Raw genomic sequence first — 15,182 nt, 5'->3', positions numbered from 1 at the left:
GGCACGGGCGATGGCGGCTTCTACCGCGGCCTTGCGGACGTCGACCGGCGGTTCAGCAGGCGACGCGTTGGTTTCGTCCGGTGCACTGGCGCTGGCCTGTGCGGCTTTCTTCACTTTGGCACGGGCGATAGCGGCTTCAACCGCCGCCTGACGCGGGTCGGTGGCCTGTCGGGTCACCGGTTCATTCACCGCCTGCTGCTCGGCCTGATGCACGCGCGCTTCCGCCCGACGGGCTTCACGCTCCGCCTGTCTGACAGCGCGATCGGCGGTTTCTGCGGCGGACGGATCCGCCTGCTTCGCTTTTACCCTTTCACGTGCAGCGGCAATCGCATCAGCATCGCTGGCAGCAACGCTGCGTTTAGCCTGCTGATGTCTGGCATCGCGCGCCGCTTTTTCGCGCTCAAGGCGCAGCTGGCGCGCTTCAAAACGCGCTTTAGCCAGTGCGGTGCGTTCCGCCTCCAGATCGATGGCCTGAATCTCTGCTTTCTCCTGGCGGTAGTACTGCACCAGCGGGATATTACTCGGACAGACATAGGCACAGGCACCGCACTCAATGCAGTCGGCAATATTATGTTCACGCGCTTTCTCGTGATCGCCTCCGCGACTGTACCAGTAAAGCTGCTGAGGAAGCAGGGCGGCCGGACAGGCATCCGCGCAGGCACTGCAGCGAATGCAGTTCTGTTCAGGTTCGTCCTGGCCCATTTCACTGGCGGCGGGGGCCAGAATACAGTTGGTGATTTTCACTACCGGCACATCCAGCGTCGGCAGAGTAAAGCCCATGAGTGGCCCGCCCATCACCACCATCTGTTCAGCGCCGGGGCTGAACTCTGCCTGCTGCAGCAGATGGCTGATCGGCGTACCCAGGCGTGCCCAGACGTTTCCGGGGCGCGCCACGGCACCGCCGGTCAGCGTGACCACGCGTTCGGTCAGCGCTTCGCCGTCAATCACCGCACGCTTAACGGCAAATGCCGTGCCGACGTTCTGCATCAGCACGCCGATATCGGTTGAGCGACCGCCGTGTGGCACTTCCTTACCGGTGAGAATTTTGGTCAGCTGTTTGGCCCCGCCCGACGGGTATTTGGTCGGGATGACGCGGATCTGCAGGTCAGTATCGCTGCCCAGCGCCTGTTTCAGCGCGGCAATCGCCTGAGGTTTGTTGTCTTCGATACCAATGAGCACCTGCTCTGCCTGCAGAATAAATGCCAGAATGCGGCTGCCTTCCAGCACTTCCCGGGCGCAGTCCTGCATCAGTCGGTCATCGGCCGTGATGTAGGGTTCACACTCAGCTGCATTGATAATCAGTGTATTCACGCCGCGCAGGCCGCCCTTCAGCTTGGTGGCGGTCGGGAAACCGGCCCCGCCCAGGCCCGCGACGCCGGCCTGATGAACCTTCTCCACCAGCTCGCTGCGCTCAACGCTGCGATAATCACTGAGTGGACGCTTCTCAACCCAGCGATCCTCTCCGTCCGGCGTCATAAACAGGCACATCTCGGCCAGTGCCGACGGGTGAGCCGTCATATGTGGTGCGATTTTCGTTACCGTACCGGAGGTGGGCGCGTGGATCGGCAGCATCCTGCCGCTGCCAAAGGTCAGCGCCTGACCACGCAGAACGCGATCTCCCGGGCGCACGGCCAGTTCGCCTTCCGGGCCGATATGCTGCTTCAGGGGCAGAATAAACTGTGCCGGCAGCGGCAGTTCGCGCAGCGGCGTACCGTTTGACTGGGTTTTCATTTCCGGCGGGTGGATCCCCCCTTTAAAATCCCAGAGGCGGTCTTTTTTTAAGAAATTAAGCAGGTTAAACATGGCTATCTACAGGAATGACCCGCACCGGAATGGTGTTCAGGTCCCATTTCCAGTTGGCAGTTGTGGGAGCAACCGGACGCATCTCAATGCAGTCGGTCGGGCAGGGGGCAACGCACAGATCGCAGCCGGTGCAGACATCGCTTAATACCGTATGCATCGCGCGCGTGGCCCCGACGATAGCATCGACCGGGCAGGCCTGAATGCATTTGGTGCAGCCAATACAGTTGGCTTCATCAATCCAGGCCACCTTACGCTCGGGTTCGCCCGGCATTTCGTCGCCCAGCGGCTGGGGATCGACGTTGAGCAATGCCGCCAGTTTGAGCATGGTCTGCTCTCCGCCGGGGGCGCATTTATTGATCATCTCGCCATTGTTACCCACGGCATCTGCATAGGGGCGGCAGCCGGGATAGCCGCACTGGCCGCACTGGCTCTGCGGCAGTATGGCGTCAATCTGCTCAACAATCGGATCTTCTTCCACCTTGAAACGGCGGGAGGCATAGCCCAGCAGGCCACCAAAAATCAGGCTGAGCGCGCTTAATACGGCAACGGCAATCCAGATCGCACTCATCAGAACTTGACCAGTCCGGTAAAGCCCATAAAGGCCAGTGCCATCAGACCTGCAGTCACCAGGGCAATCGACGACCCTTTAAACGGCGCGGGAACATCGGCCAGCACCAGACGTTCGCGAATACCGGCAAACAGCACCATCACCAGCGAAAAACCGAGTGACGCACTGAAACCGTAAAGGGCGGCCTGCAGGAACGTATGGTTAAGATTGACACTTAACAGCGGCACGCCGAGCACCGCACAGTTGGTGGTGATCAGCGGCAGGAAGATGCCCAGCAGGCGATAGAGGTCGGGGCTGGTTTTTCGCACGACCATCTCGGTGAACTGCACGACGACGGCGATCACCAGGATATAGGCCATGGTGCGCAGGTAAACCAGATCCAGCGGCAGCAGGATCAGATGGTTAACCAGCCACGCACAGATAGAGGCGAGCGTAATGACAAACGTCGTGGCGAGTCCCATGCCAATTGCCGTTTCCAGTTTTTTGGAAACGCCCATAAAGGGACACAGGCCGAGAAACTTCACTAATACGAAGTTATTCACCAGCACGGTGCCAATAAAAAGAAGCAGGTATTCGGTCATTGATACGCCTGAAAAATAGTGAAAGCGGTCTATTATCCGGCATTGCAGCCCTGACCACAACCGCCCAGTCTTAGCGGTTTTTTAATAGCGCACTCACGATTAAATTTTTGACGCTTTTTTCAACATCAGGGCGCGACAAAGGTGTTTTTAACCCGCTGAGAACGCTTGAAATAGGGCACCAGAACGCTGGCGGCCAGCAGCGCGAACAGCAAATTGCGCATCGCCAGCTGATCGGCCACCGGAGAGAAGACAAAGGCCTTCAGCGCCAGGACGACATTCAGCAACAGCCAGATGAGATAATGCCGCGGCAGACGCCTTGAGCGCTGGCAGAAAAGCCAGGTTATCCACGCCGTATAGACCAGCATGATCGCGGACGTGAGCAAAGACGCCCCCCACTGCAGCAGCGCAGGCTCCGGGGAGTGCCAGGATATATTTCGGATGGCCGGTCCGGCCAGTGCGCCGATATACATCGTCATGACCAGTGCCGACGCCAGTAAGGCAATAATCAGCCAGGCCAGCGGGACCAGCAGCCAGCCGGCGATACGTGGTTTAGAATCAACAGGCACGAAGTGTCCTTTTTCAACCGAAAGGGCAAGGCGCATCGCACGGGGCCACACGCATGAGGGAGAGGAGTATACGGATTATCACACTGCAGGTCATCAGGGCGATGACGCTTAAGATCAGACCACGAAGTGCCAGACGGTTTTGGGCACGCAACCCAGATCGAACAGGCGGCCGCCAGAGGCAAGTTCAGCACGACGATGATCGGCTGCCCGGTACATCAGGATAATGTCAGCATCACTGGTGAGAGAATAATTCAAATGGTCAAAAAGTTTTTCCAGACTTTCCAGCGAATTAACTTTACGAAATTTTAACAAATAGTCTTGAACGGTCATTGCAGCCATCCAGTTAGAAATAAAGAGCAGGCAGTATATGATGCAGGGTAAAAGATGCCACTTTGTTTTCATCCCGTCCTGTAAAAATAAGAAAATTCAGCATGAGTTAGCGGCAGAGATAAACACTGATTGCTGCCGGCAACCCGACGCAGAATGCGCACTCGCTTTGCCCGCTTTCTATTCTGCAGGGTTCAGATGATTCTAAAAGGTATTACTCCCTTAAGCTTAAGGGAGCGCGACAGGTCGCGACATTTTAGAATGTGCGATAGATCACATATTCGTAGTTTTCCCTGGCCGGTTACCTATCCAGTCCCGACGACAGAACTTCACGCAGTGCTGTAATCGCTTCCAAATGGTTCTGCCGCAAACGCTTATGTTTATTACACTTATTTAACCTGGTTTTTACTGTAAATACGCGTTTTTTCCATATCACCAATTGTGCTCACAGCCTGTGAGGGTAGCGTAACCTCTTTGAATTATTGAATTTTGTGAGCATTGTCGTAAATGTTTTCCTGCGAATAGGCCAGGCTTATGTGGCTCTTAACCCTATACGATAAAATCCCATCAGAGGAAAAATGATCATGTGGAAGCGTTTACTCTTATCCACCCTTATCGGAGCCAGCCTGTCTGCACCTGCGCTGGCCGAATCAATGACCGTCGGATTCTCACAGGTTGGCTCGGAATCAGGCTGGCGCGCAGCAGAAACCAGCGTGGCAAAAAGTGAAGCTCAGAAACGGGGTATTACGCTGAAAATCGCGGACGGCCAGCAAAAACAAGAGAACCAAATCAAAGCAGTGCGCTCGTTTATCGCGCAAGGGGTCGATGCGATATTCATCGCACCTGTCGTTCAGACAGGGTGGGAACCGGTGCTCTCTGAAGCTAAAGACGCCAAAATTCCGGTCTTCCTGCTGGATCGCGCCATCGTGGTCAAAGACAAATCCCTCTACCAGGCCGTGGTGACAGCGGATAACGTCTATGAAGGCAAGCTTATTGGCGACTGGCTGGTGAAACATCAGGCCGGCAAACCCTGTAACGTGGTGGAACTGCAGGGAACCGTCGGGGCCAGTGTGGCTATCGATCGTAAAAAAGGGTTTGCGGAAGCCATTGCCAATACACCCAATATTAAAGTCATTCGCTCACAGTCCGGTGACTTTACCCGCAGCAAGGGTAAAGAAGTGATGGAAAGTTTTATTAAGGCGGAAAACAACGGCAAGAATATTTGTATGGTTTACGCACATAACGATGATATGGCGATCGGGGCTATTCAGGCGATAAAAGAGGCCGGACTTAAACCGGGTAAAGATATTTTAACCGGATCCATTGATGGCGTGCCGGATATCTATAAAGCAATGCTGGCCGGAGAAGCTAACGCCAACGTGGAACTGACGCCAAATATGGCTGGCCCGGCGTTTGATGCACTGGAAAAACTGAAAAAAGACGGCACCATGCCGCCAAAAATTATCAAAACGGAAACCCGACTGTTCCTGCCAGCCGATGCGCAGGCGCAGCTAGATACCAAAAAAGGAATGGGTTACTGATCCCCGCGCCGCCCCGCCCGGGGCGGTTACCTATTTGTCTGAGGCACGCGTATGACCATCGAAACCTCTACGCCTGCGTTGCTGACCATCAGCAACGTCAGCAAATCCTTTCCCGGCGTCCGGGCGCTGGACAATGTCTCGTTTGACCTGCGCGCTGGCGAAATAATGGCATTACTTGGGGAGAACGGGGCGGGGAAATCCACGCTGATCAAGGTGCTGACCGGCGTTTATCAGCGTGATGGCGGTACCCTGATGCTCGGCGGACAGAATATTCATCCGCGCAATACGGCCGAGGCGCAGCAGCTGGGCATTGGCACGGTGTATCAGGAAGTGAATCTGCTGCCGAATATGTCTGTTGCTGACAATCTGTTTATTGGCCGTGAGCCTAAGCGTTTTGGCCTGATTGATCGTAAGACTCTGAATAAGCGGGCGGTAAAACTGCTGGCAGATTACGGTTTTGAAATGGATGTCACCCGACCACTGGGACAGTACTCGGTGGCCATGCAGCAAATCATTGCTATCTGCCGGGCGGTCGATCTGTCGGCAAAAGTACTGATCCTTGACGAACCGACCGCCAGTCTCGATGCCAGCGAAGTCACCATGCTGTTCACGCTGATGGAACAGCTGAAGGCCAAAGGCATGGGGCTGATTTTTGTCACTCACTTCCTCGACCAGGTTTACCGCGTGACGGACCGCATTACCGTGCTGCGCAACGGGCAGTTTATCGCCACGCGCGACACGCAAACCCTGCCACAGATCGAACTGATTAAACTGATGCTGGGACGTGAACTGCTGGAAACCGCACTGCAACGCGCGGGCAGCACGTTGAAAAGCCATCAGCCGGTGGTGGAATTTAAAGACTATGGCAAGAAAGGGACGATTGAACCCTTCAGCCTCAGTGTGCGCCCCGGTGAGGCCGTCGGACTGGCGGGCCTGCTGGGTTCCGGGCGTACGGAGACCGCAGAACTGCTGTTTGGCATTAAACGGGCCGACAGCGGCCGTGCCTTCATCAAGGGAAAGCCTCAGACCATTCGCTCACCTGCCCAGGCCTCGCGGCTGGGGATGGGCTTCTGTCCGGAAGATCGTAAAACGGACGGTATTATCGGTGCCGCTTCCGTGCGGGAAAATATCATTCTGGCGTTGCAGGCCCAGCGCGGCTGGCTGCGTCCGATCCCGAAGCGAGAACAGCAGCAGGTGGCAGATCGCTTTATCAAAAGCCTCGGCATCCGTACCCCGGATGCAGAACAGCCGGTGGAACTCCTTTCCGGCGGCAATCAGCAAAAAGTCCTGCTGTCGCGCTGGCTGGTGACAAAGCCCCAGTTCCTGATCCTGGATGAGCCGACACGCGGTATCGACGTCGGGGCCCACGCCGAGATCATCCGCCTGATTGAAACCCTGTGCGCCGACGGTCTGGCACTGCTGGTGATCTCCTCAGAGCTGGAGGAACTGGTCGGCTATGCAGATCGCGTGGTGATCCTGCGCGATCGGCAGCAGGTGGCTGAAATACCACTGGAACAGCTCTCCGTCGCGGCGATCGTGAATGCGATAGCCGCAGGGGGAGAACAACATGCCTGAATCGCATCTGATGGCGGGGAAATCACCGATGTTAAAACGAAAACTACCGCCCGGTTTACCGCAGATTGGCGCACTGCTGCTGGTGCTGCTGATTGACAGCCTGGTGGCGAATAACTTCTTTGCCATCCACTTGCAGGATGGACGTCTGTTCGGTAGCCCGATTGATATTCTGAACCGCGCGGCCCCGGTGGCGATTCTGGCGATTGGTATGACGCTGGTGATTGCCACCGGGGGGATTGACCTGTCGGTAGGGGCGGTGATGGCCATTGCCGGGGCGACTGCCGCCACCCTGACCGTTGCCGGGCACAGCCTGCCGGTGATCATCCTGGTGACGCTCGGTAGCGGCATCCTCTGCGGGCTGTGGAACGGCGTGCTGGTGGCACTGCTGAAAATCCAGCCCTTTGTGGCCACGCTGATCCTGATGGTGGCGGGGCGCGGTATTGCGCAGCTGATTACTCAGGGGCAGATTGTCACCTTCGACAGCGATGCCCTGGCACGTCTGGGCAGCGGGACGCTCCTGCTGTTGCCAGTACCGGTATGGATCACCCTCGCGCTGGCACTGCTGGTGTGGCTGCTGACGCGTAAAACCGCGCTGGGCATGTTTATCGAGGCGGTCGGCATCAACCTGCGCGCAGCACGCAATGCGGGCGTCAATGGCTGGCTGGTGGTGATGAGCACGTACGTATTAAGCGGACTGTGCGCGGCAGTGGCCGGGCTGATCGTCGCTGCAGATATTCGCGGTGCTGACGCCAACAATGCCGGGCTGTGGCTGGAGCTGGATGCCATCCTTGCCGTGGTTATCGGCGGGGCGTCGCTGATGGGGGGGCGTTTTAACCTGATGCTGTCGTTGATCGGCGCGCTGATTATCCAGGCTATGAACACCGGGATTTTACTCTCCGGTTTCCCCCCCGAACTGAATCAGGTGGTGAAGGCGGTGGTCGTGATGCTGGTTCTGTTGCTGCAGTCTCCACGCTTTATTCAACTGTTCAAACGAGGGCATCGCCGTGATTAAACGCCATCTGCCGTTAATGATCACCCTGCTGGTGTTTGTCGCAGGTTATCTGTTCTGCCTCAGCCAGTATCCTGGCTTTGCATCCACGCGGGTGATTGCCAATATTCTGACGGATAATGCCTTTCTGGGCATTATCGCCGTCGGGATGACCTTTGTGATCCTCTCCGGCGGCATCGATCTGTCGGTGGGCGCGGTCATTGCCTTTACCGGGGTGTTTCTGGCGCGTCTGATTGGCGACTTCCACGTTGACCCCTGGCTGGCATTTGCCCTGGTGATGACCCTGGGCACGGCGTTCGGGGCCTTTATGGGCTGGCTGATCGATGCGCTGAAGATCCCGGCATTTATTATTACCCTGGCCGGTATGTTCTTCCTGCGCGGCTGCAGTTATCTGGTAGCGGAAAGCTCCTTACCTATCGACCACCCGCTGTATGCCACGCTGTCATCGATGGCGTGGAAAATTCCCGGCGGCGGGCGGCTGAGTCTGCTGGCGGTGATTATGCTGGCGGTCGTGGCACTGGGCATTTTACTGGCGCACCGCAGCCGTTTTGGTAATCAGGTGTATGCCATCGGTGGGAATGCGACCTCTGCCCGCCTGATGGGCATCTCCACCCGCAGTACCACGGTGCGTATCTATATGCTCTCTTCAGGGCTGGCGACGCTGGCCGGTATTGTGTTCTCCATCTACACCTCTGCAGGCTATGCGCTGGCAGGAATGGGCGTGGAGCTGGATGCCATCGCCTCGGTGGTGATCGGCGGTACGCTGTTGTCTGGCGGGGTCGGCACCGTACTGGGTACGCTGTTCGGTGTGCTGATTCAGGGGCTGATCCAGACGTGGATTAACTTTGACGGCACCCTGAGTTCCTGGTGGACCAAAATTGCCATTGGCGTGCTGCTGTTTGCGTTTATTGCGCTGCAGCGCCTGCTGACGGTGATGTGGGATCGCCAGCAAAATGCGCCGGTCAAGCGGCTGGTCTGATGTCAGACGGAGCGAGCCGGCCTTGGGGCCGGCTCGCTCCGTTCCCCCGGCGGCGGCGCAACCGTTGCCCGGAGCGGACGGCCAGCAAAAGCGGTTTATCTCTTCTATCCTTACTCTTTTAGGTAAGGAGCCATTATGAAAATCATTCTGCTTTTATCCACACTGATGATAGCGGGCACAGCCATCGCGGCTGAGACAGGCACCCCCTCTGAGGAGGCCCGCTATGTCAGCCTGCTGTGTACCACCGCGTCTGCCCAGCCGGACGCTTCCCGTGACGCCTACCTGCAACAGCTCAACGATATGCACATGCGCAGTCACTCTTCTTCCTCGCTGAATAAAACCGATTTTGACAGCGAGGTGGCCGGGAAGGTCGTTGACGGCTGGCTGGCGCTCTCGCCGGAACAGCGTCGCCAGGCTAACACGCCGGCGGGCTGCGAAAAAGCCTTAGGTGAGCAGTTGAAAACGGCGGACTAATCACCCTGGCGAACCCGCCCCCATGACAGACAACGCAGGAATAACAACACAGGAATCAGCGAATCAAGAGGAGAATATCGCGTGGCAGACTCTCTCACTGACAGCGAATGCATATTAATCGATCGCTACTGGCGGGCAGCCAATTACCTTTCTGTAGGCCAGATTTATTTAATGGATAACCCGCTTCTGCGCGAACCGCTGAAGCCGGAGCACATCAAGCCAAGACTGCTGGGCCACTGGGGGACGACACCCGGTCTGAATTTTATCTATGTCCATCTCAACCGCATCATTCGCCAGCGCAAGCTGAACTTACTCTATGTCTGCGGGCCGGGACACGGAGGGCCTGGGATGGTGGCTAACACCTGGCTGGAAGGCAGCTACAGCGAAATTTATCCTGACGTGAGCCAGGACATCGCCGGCATGAAACGGCTGTTCAAGCAGTTTTCCTTTCCGGGAGGGATACCCAGCCATGCGGCGGCAGAAACCCCGGGTTCGATTAACGAAGGCGGAGAGCTGGGCTACTCGCTGGCGCACGCCTTCGGTGCCGCATTCGACCATCCCGAGCTGATTGTTCCGTGCATTATTGGCGATGGGGAGGCGGAAACCGGGCCGCTCTCTGCCAGCTGGCAAAGCCTGAAATTCCTTAATCCACAGCGTGACGGGGCGGTACTGCCGATACTGCACGTGAACGGCTATAAGATTGCCAATCCTACCCTGTCCGGACGCACCAGCGATGAAGAACTGGTCCACCTCTACCGGGCCATGGGCTATGCACCGCGCGTGGTGACAGGCAGTGATCCGGCATTGATGCACACGCAGATGGCGATGGTGCTGGATCAGGTCTTCGACGAGATTGCGGCGATCCAGCGGCAGTACCGTCAGGAAAAACCGCCGGCCGGAGTGCCACGCTGGCCGATGATTCTGTTACGTAGCCCGAAGGGATGGACCGGGCCCAAAAGTGTCGACGGTAAGAAAGTGGAAGATTTCTGGCGGGCTCACCAGGTACCGGTCTCAGGCTGTCGTGAAAACGATGAACATCGAAGCATCCTTGAACAGTGGCTGAAAAGTTATCAGCCGGAAAAGCTGTTTGATGCCAGCGGACGTTTACGCCCTGAACTGCAGGCCCTTGCCCCGCAGGGCGACTGGCGCATGGGAGCCAGTCCCTGGGCGAACGGCGGCAGGTTGAGGCAGCCCTTAAACACGCCTGATATTCGCGCGTTCTCGCTGGACGTGTCCACCCCCGGCGCGATACAGGGGCAGGCGACGGAGCAGCTGGGTCATTATCTGCGCGAGATTGTGCAGAAAAATCCCAATAATTTCCTGATTTTTGGGCCGGATGAAACCGCCTCTAACCGGCTGAGTCCGGTGTTTGAGGTGACCGCACGCCGCTGGATGGGGGAACGCGAACCCTATGACGAGCAGCTGGCCCCGGATGGCCGGGTACTGGAAGTCCTCAGTGAGCATCTTTGCCAGGGGTGGCTGGAAGGGTATCTGCTGAGCGGCCGGCACGGGCTGTTCAACTGTTACGAAGCCTTTATTCACATTATCGATTCAATGTTTAACCAGCATGCAAAATGGCTGAAGGTGTCACGCAAGCTTCCCTGGCGGGCACCGATCGCCTCGCTGAATTATCTGCTCTCATCACACGTGTGGCGTCAGGATCATAATGGCTACAGTCACCAGGATCCGGGCTTTATCGATCACGTGGCGAATAAGAAAGCCGACATCGTCCGGGTCTATTTACCGCCGGATGCCAATACCCTGCTGTGGGTGGGCGATCACTGTCTGAAAACCTGGGATCGCATCAACGTCATTGTCGCAGGTAAGCAGCCCTCGCCGCAGTGGCTGGATCGCGACAGCGCGGCAAAACATTGCGAAGCCGGAATGGGGATATGGTCCTGGGCGGGCAATACGGATGACGATACCAGCCCTGACGTGGTGATGGCCTGCGCCGGGGATGTTCCCACCATTGAAACGCTGGCGGCCGTGCAACTGTTACGCGATCTGGTTCCTGAGCTGAACGTCCGCGTGGTGAACGTGGTAGATCTGATGGCACTGCAGACCCAGGAGCAGCACCCGCACGGTAAACCGGAACCGGCGTTTGAAGCGCTGTTCACGGCGGATAAACCAATCATCTTTGCTTTTCACGGATATCCCAGCCTGATCCACCGGCTGACGTATCAGCGGCGAAATCATCAGAATTTTCACGTACAGGGATTCAGCGAGGAGGGCACCACCACCACACCGTTTGATATGACCGTGCTTAATAAACTGGATCGCTATCATCTGGCGCTGGCGGCCATCACACATGTTCCCCATCTGGCCGCCACTCAGGGTCACGTTATCGACACCTTGCAGGCCCGTCTGGCGTATCACCATGATTATGTGCGGGAACACGGTGAAGACATGCCGGAAGTCAGCCAGTGGCGTTGGGGGCAGGGTAACCCAGAGTAAGAGGAGAAAACGCCCCCGTCAGGGGGCGTTAGCGGTTAGCGTTGATTCAGACGGTAGTAAGCTTCATTCCAGCGCAGCGCATCACGGAAACCGTGCAGCGTGGTTTCTTCATCGATTACCAGCGCCTCTATCCCGGTGAGCTCGGCGTACAGCCGCATATCGTCGACGGTCAGTGCCTGGCTGAAGACGGTATGATGCGCACCACCGCCCAGAATCCACGCTTCAGATGCTGTCGCCAGCGACGGCTGTGCCCGCCACAGGGCGCGGGCCACCGGCAGTTTCGGCAGCGCCTGCGGCTGTTCGATAGCGTCCACCACGTTAACCAGCAGGCGGAAACGGTCACCCATATCAATCACGCTGGCGTTAACTGCACGTCCGGCCGGGGCGGAGAAGATCAGACGAGCCGGATCGGCCTTGCCGCCGATGCCCAGCGCCTGCACGTCGAGCAGCGGTTTGGCTTCACGGGCGATGGTCGGGCAGACCTCCAGCATATGTGAACCCAGCACCAGGTCATTGCCCGGCGCGAAGTGGTAGGTGTAATCCTCCATAAACGAGGTACCCCCCGGGAGATCCCCCGCCATCTGTTTGAAGATGTGCAGCAGTGCCGCGGTTTTCCAGTCTCCCTCACCAGCAAAGCCGTATCCCTGCTGCATCAGGCGCTGTACCGCCAGCCCCGGCAACTGTGTCATACCGTGCAGCGTCTGGAAATTGGTGGTGAATGCCCGGCAGCCTTCGCTTTCCAGGAAACGCTTGATCCCCAGTTCAATCCGGGCGGCGTCCAGCACGTTCTGCCGTTTGTCACCGTTCACGGCCGCCGCTGCGCTAAATTCATAGCTGCTTTCGTATTCATCAATCAGTGCACTGACATCGCCGTCGCTGACCTGGTTGATCACCTCCACCAAATCGCCTACACCCCAGCCATTCACCGCGTAGCCAAACTGGATCTGTGCCGCGACTTTATCGCCTTCTGTCACTGCCACTTCGCGCATGTTGTCACCGAAACGGGCCACTTTCAGCTGCTGGCTGGCCTGCAGGGCGGCGGCACCGCGCATCCACTGTCCGATGCGCTGCTGTGAGCGTTCATCCTGCCAGTGGCCGGTCACCACCTGATGCGGCAGACGCATACGCGCGCCAATAAAGCCAAACTCACGGCCGCCGTGTGCAGTCTGGTTCAGGTTCATAAAGTCCATATCCATGCTGTCCCATGGGATCTCCGCATTGAACTGAGTATGGAACTGCAGCAGTGGCTTATTCAGAATCGACAGGCCGCCAATCCACATTTTTGCCGGGGAGAAGGTGTGCAGCCAGGTGATAATGCCCAGGCAGCTCTGATCGTGATTCGCCTCGCGGCACAGCGACAGTGCCTCATCCGGTGTTTTAACCAGCGGTTTAAGCTGTAAAGAGAAGGGCAGTTTACCCGCCCGGTTCAGGCCTTCCACCACCTGCTGTCCATGCTGTTCGACCTGGCGCAGCGTCTCCGCACCGTACAGATGCTGGGTACCAATCACAAACCATACGCTGCGGGCGTTTAACTGTGTCATAAAGCGATTCCTTAACTGACTGATGAAGGTTGTGGGGCAAACTGCGGTTCCGCCAGCTCACACCATTGAAGATAACGCTGATAAAGCTGCTGGAAGCGGGCGACGCGAACCGGATCCGGCTGCAGCGTCTGATCCAGCGGGCTGGCCATCTGCGCCTGTGCCGACGGGATATCGGCATAGACACCAGCGGCCACGGCGGCAAAGATGGCGGCCCCCAACGCACAACATTCGTCGGAGGCAACAATGTCCAGCGGACGGTTCATCACGTCACAGCACACCTGCATAATGGTCGGTGACTTGCGGGCAATTCCGCCCAGAGCGAGGATCTGCTGTACCGGGATATCCTGCTGTTCAAAGCACTCCATAATGGCGCGGGCACCAAACGCCGTGGCCGCAATAAAGCCCCCAAACAGCGTCGGGGCATCGGTGCCAAGGTTAAGATCGGTGATCACCCCTTTCAGGCGCTGGTTGGCAAAAGGCGTGCGGCGGCCGTTAAACCAGTCGAGGACCACCGGCAGATGATCGAGCTGCGGATCGGCGGCCCAGGCGGCGGTTAACTGTTCCAGCATGCCGTGCTGTATGGCCTCAAGTTCGGCTTTCAGCGCTGGCTGCTGCTGTGCCGCCTGCACCAGCGGCCAGCTCAACAGACGGCCAAACCAGGCATACATATCGCCAAATGCCGACTGTCCGGCCTCCAGGCCAATCATTCCGGGTACGACGCTGCCATCCACCTGACCACAGATCCCTTTAATCGCACGATCGGCTACGCGATCGGCATCAGCAATCAGAATGTCGCAGGTCGACGTCCCGATCACTTTCACCAGCGTATAGGGCTGGGCTCCGGCACCGACGGCCCCCATATGGCAGTCAAATGCCCCGCCGGATAGGGTCACGCTGCCGGGCAGACCGAGACGCGCCGCCCACTCGGCACTGAGCTGCCCGACCGGAATATCGGCGGTCCAGGTATCGGTAAACATCGGGTAGTCGAGATCGGTGGTCAGCAGCGGGTCGAGAGCATTAAGGAACCGGGCTTCAGGTAACCCCTGCCAGACCGGATGCCAGAGTGACTTATGGCCAGCTGCACAGCGGCCGCGTTTCATGTCCGCAGGGGCGGTGGTACCGCTTAACAGCGCCGGCACCCAGTCACACAACTCCACCCACGAGACCGCTGCCTCGCGTACCGCCGCATCCTGGCGACTGATATGCAGAATTTTGGCCCAGAACCATTCTGAGGAATAAATGCCGCCGATAAAGCGTGAGTAGTCCTGATAGTCACCGCTGTGACACAGGCGGGTAATAGCTTCAGCCTCCTCAATGGCGGTGTGATCTTTCCACAGCACGAACATCGCGTTGGGGTTTTCGGCAAATTCCGGGCGCAGGGCAAGTACCCGTCCTTCACGGTCTACAGGGGCAGGGGTGGATCCTGTCGAATCCACGCCGATGCCCACCACATTTAACCGCTGTTCAGGGGTAAGTTGAGTGACAATGTCACGTATCGCCTGCTCCAGCGCGTCAATATAGTCCTGAGGATGATGGCGAAACAGGTTATGTGCCGCATCGCAGAAGCGTCCGGCTTTCCAGCGCGGATAGGCCACCACCTGCTTATACAGTTCGCGGCCGCTGGCGCACTCCACGGCCAGCGCACGCACCGAATCGCTGCCGAAATCCAGACCGAGGGTAATCGCACCCTTGTGCATAGTTGCTCTCCGTTATGTTCAGAACAGGCTTAAGTAATGTTCCTCTATCCTGGAAACATGGCGGCAG

Annotated in this window: 13 protein-coding genes; 6 read left to right on the top strand and 7 right to left on the bottom strand. The window is 57.7% G+C overall.

Annotation, left to right across the window (positions count from 1 at the left end; genetic code table 11):
- From rsxC to ydgT, 5 genes are all read right to left on the bottom strand, one after another.
- Positions 1-1,803 (bottom strand): electron transport complex subunit RsxC (gene rsxC / locus EPE01S_RS04605; protein ID WP_062743417.1); only part of this gene is annotated, 1,803 nt, incomplete at its 3' end.
- A complete protein-coding gene (gene rsxB, locus EPE01S_RS04600; RefSeq protein ID WP_062743416.1) occupies positions 1,796-2,371 on the bottom strand; it encodes an electron transport complex subunit RsxB in 576 nt (191 codons plus the stop codon). The genes rsxB and rsxC, both read right to left, overlap by 8 nt.
- Entirely contained in the window at positions 2,371-2,952 is a 582-nt protein-coding gene (gene rsxA, locus EPE01S_RS04595; RefSeq protein WP_062743415.1) for an electron transport complex subunit RsxA, read from the bottom strand. Before rsxA ends, rsxB begins: the two co-directional genes overlap by 1 nt.
- A gap of 125 nt (positions 2,953-3,077) precedes the next feature.
- Positions 3,078-3,554, bottom strand: coding sequence for a DUF2569 domain-containing protein (locus EPE01S_RS04590; RefSeq protein WP_062743414.1), 477 nt, complete (start codon positions 3,552-3,554; stop codon positions 3,078-3,080).
- A 78-nt stretch (positions 3,555-3,632) separates the two neighbouring features.
- Positions 3,633-3,848 (bottom strand): transcription modulator YdgT, encoded by a 216-nt coding sequence (ydgT, locus tag EPE01S_RS04585; protein WP_062743413.1) that lies wholly within the window; start codon positions 3,846-3,848, stop codon positions 3,633-3,635.
- Between the two features lie 581 nt (positions 3,849-4,429).
- On the opposite strand from ydgT, the gene ytfQ reads away from it, so the two are divergent.
- The 6 genes from ytfQ to EPE01S_RS04555 all read left to right on the top strand — a co-directional run bounded on the left by ytfQ (position 4,430) and on the right by EPE01S_RS04555 (position 11,877).
- Positions 4,430-5,386 (top strand): galactofuranose ABC transporter, galactofuranose-binding protein YtfQ, encoded by a 957-nt coding sequence (gene ytfQ / locus EPE01S_RS04580; protein ID WP_062743412.1) that lies wholly within the window; start codon positions 4,430-4,432, stop codon positions 5,384-5,386.
- 51 nt (positions 5,387-5,437) lie between these two features.
- Positions 5,438-6,961, top strand: coding sequence for a galactofuranose ABC transporter, ATP-binding protein YtfR (gene ytfR / locus EPE01S_RS04575; RefSeq protein ID WP_062743411.1), 1,524 nt, complete (start codon positions 5,438-5,440; stop codon positions 6,959-6,961).
- Positions 6,954-7,973: a galactofuranose ABC transporter, ATP-binding protein YtfT gene (gene ytfT / locus EPE01S_RS04570; protein WP_062743410.1), complete on the top strand. Its 1,020-nt coding sequence runs from the start codon at positions 6,954-6,956 to the stop codon at positions 7,971-7,973. Before ytfR ends, ytfT begins: the two co-directional genes overlap by 8 nt.
- Positions 7,966-8,949 (top strand): galactofuranose ABC transporter, permease protein YjfF, encoded by a 984-nt coding sequence (yjfF, locus tag EPE01S_RS04565; protein WP_062743409.1) that lies wholly within the window; start codon positions 7,966-7,968, stop codon positions 8,947-8,949. The genes ytfT and yjfF overlap by 8 nt, the downstream gene beginning before the upstream one ends.
- 135 nt (positions 8,950-9,084) lie before the next feature.
- Positions 9,085-9,423 (top strand): hypothetical protein, encoded by a 339-nt coding sequence (locus EPE01S_RS04560; protein ID WP_062743408.1) that lies wholly within the window; start codon positions 9,085-9,087, stop codon positions 9,421-9,423.
- Between the two features lie 81 nt (positions 9,424-9,504).
- On the top strand, positions 9,505-11,877 hold the full coding sequence (locus EPE01S_RS04555; protein WP_062743407.1) for a phosphoketolase family protein: 2,373 nt from the start codon (positions 9,505-9,507) through the stop codon (positions 11,875-11,877).
- A gap of 35 nt (positions 11,878-11,912) precedes the next feature.
- Here EPE01S_RS04555 and araA read toward each other — a convergent pair whose 3' ends face one another.
- Both araA and EPE01S_RS04545 read right to left on the bottom strand, forming a co-directional pair.
- Entirely contained in the window at positions 11,913-13,418 is a 1,506-nt protein-coding gene (araA, locus tag EPE01S_RS04550) for an L-arabinose isomerase (protein ID WP_062743406.1), read from the bottom strand.
- Positions 13,419-13,429: 11 nt separating this feature from the next.
- A complete protein-coding gene (locus EPE01S_RS04545) occupies positions 13,430-15,115 on the bottom strand; it encodes a ribulokinase (protein WP_062743405.1) in 1,686 nt (561 codons plus the stop codon).
- Positions 15,116-15,182: the final 67 nt, after the last annotated feature.

Origin of the sequence: Erwinia persicina NBRC 102418, assembly GCF_001571305.1 — a bacterium.
In the GTDB taxonomy this organism is placed as follows: Bacteria; Pseudomonadota; Gammaproteobacteria; order Enterobacterales; family Enterobacteriaceae; genus Erwinia; species Erwinia persicina.
This window is presented reverse-complemented; position numbering and strand designations above follow the sequence as displayed.

Coding starts and splice junctions, on each gene's coding strand:
- rsxB (WP_062743416.1), bottom strand. CDS start 2,371: ATGAGTGCGATCTGGATTGCCGTTGCCGTATTAAGCGCGCTCAGCCTG.
- rsxA (WP_062743415.1), bottom strand. CDS start 2,952: ATGACCGAATACCTGCTTCTTTTTATTGGCACCGTGCTGGTGAATAAC.
- EPE01S_RS04590 (WP_062743414.1), bottom strand. CDS start 3,554: ATGCGCCTTGCCCTTTCGGTTGAAAAAGGACACTTCGTGCCTGTTGAT.
- ydgT (WP_062743413.1), bottom strand. CDS start 3,848: ATGACCGTTCAAGACTATTTGTTAAAATTTCGTAAAGTTAATTCGCTG.
- ytfQ (WP_062743412.1), top strand. CDS start 4,430: ATGTGGAAGCGTTTACTCTTATCCACCCTTATCGGAGCCAGCCTGTCT.
- ytfR (WP_062743411.1), top strand. CDS start 5,438: ATGACCATCGAAACCTCTACGCCTGCGTTGCTGACCATCAGCAACGTC.
- ytfT (WP_062743410.1), top strand. CDS start 6,954: ATGCCTGAATCGCATCTGATGGCGGGGAAATCACCGATGTTAAAACGA.
- EPE01S_RS04560 (WP_062743408.1), top strand. CDS start 9,085: ATGAAAATCATTCTGCTTTTATCCACACTGATGATAGCGGGCACAGCC.
- araA (WP_062743406.1), bottom strand. CDS start 13,418: ATGACACAGTTAAACGCCCGCAGCGTATGGTTTGTGATTGGTACCCAG.
- EPE01S_RS04545 (WP_062743405.1), bottom strand. CDS start 15,115: ATGCACAAGGGTGCGATTACCCTCGGTCTGGATTTCGGCAGCGATTCG.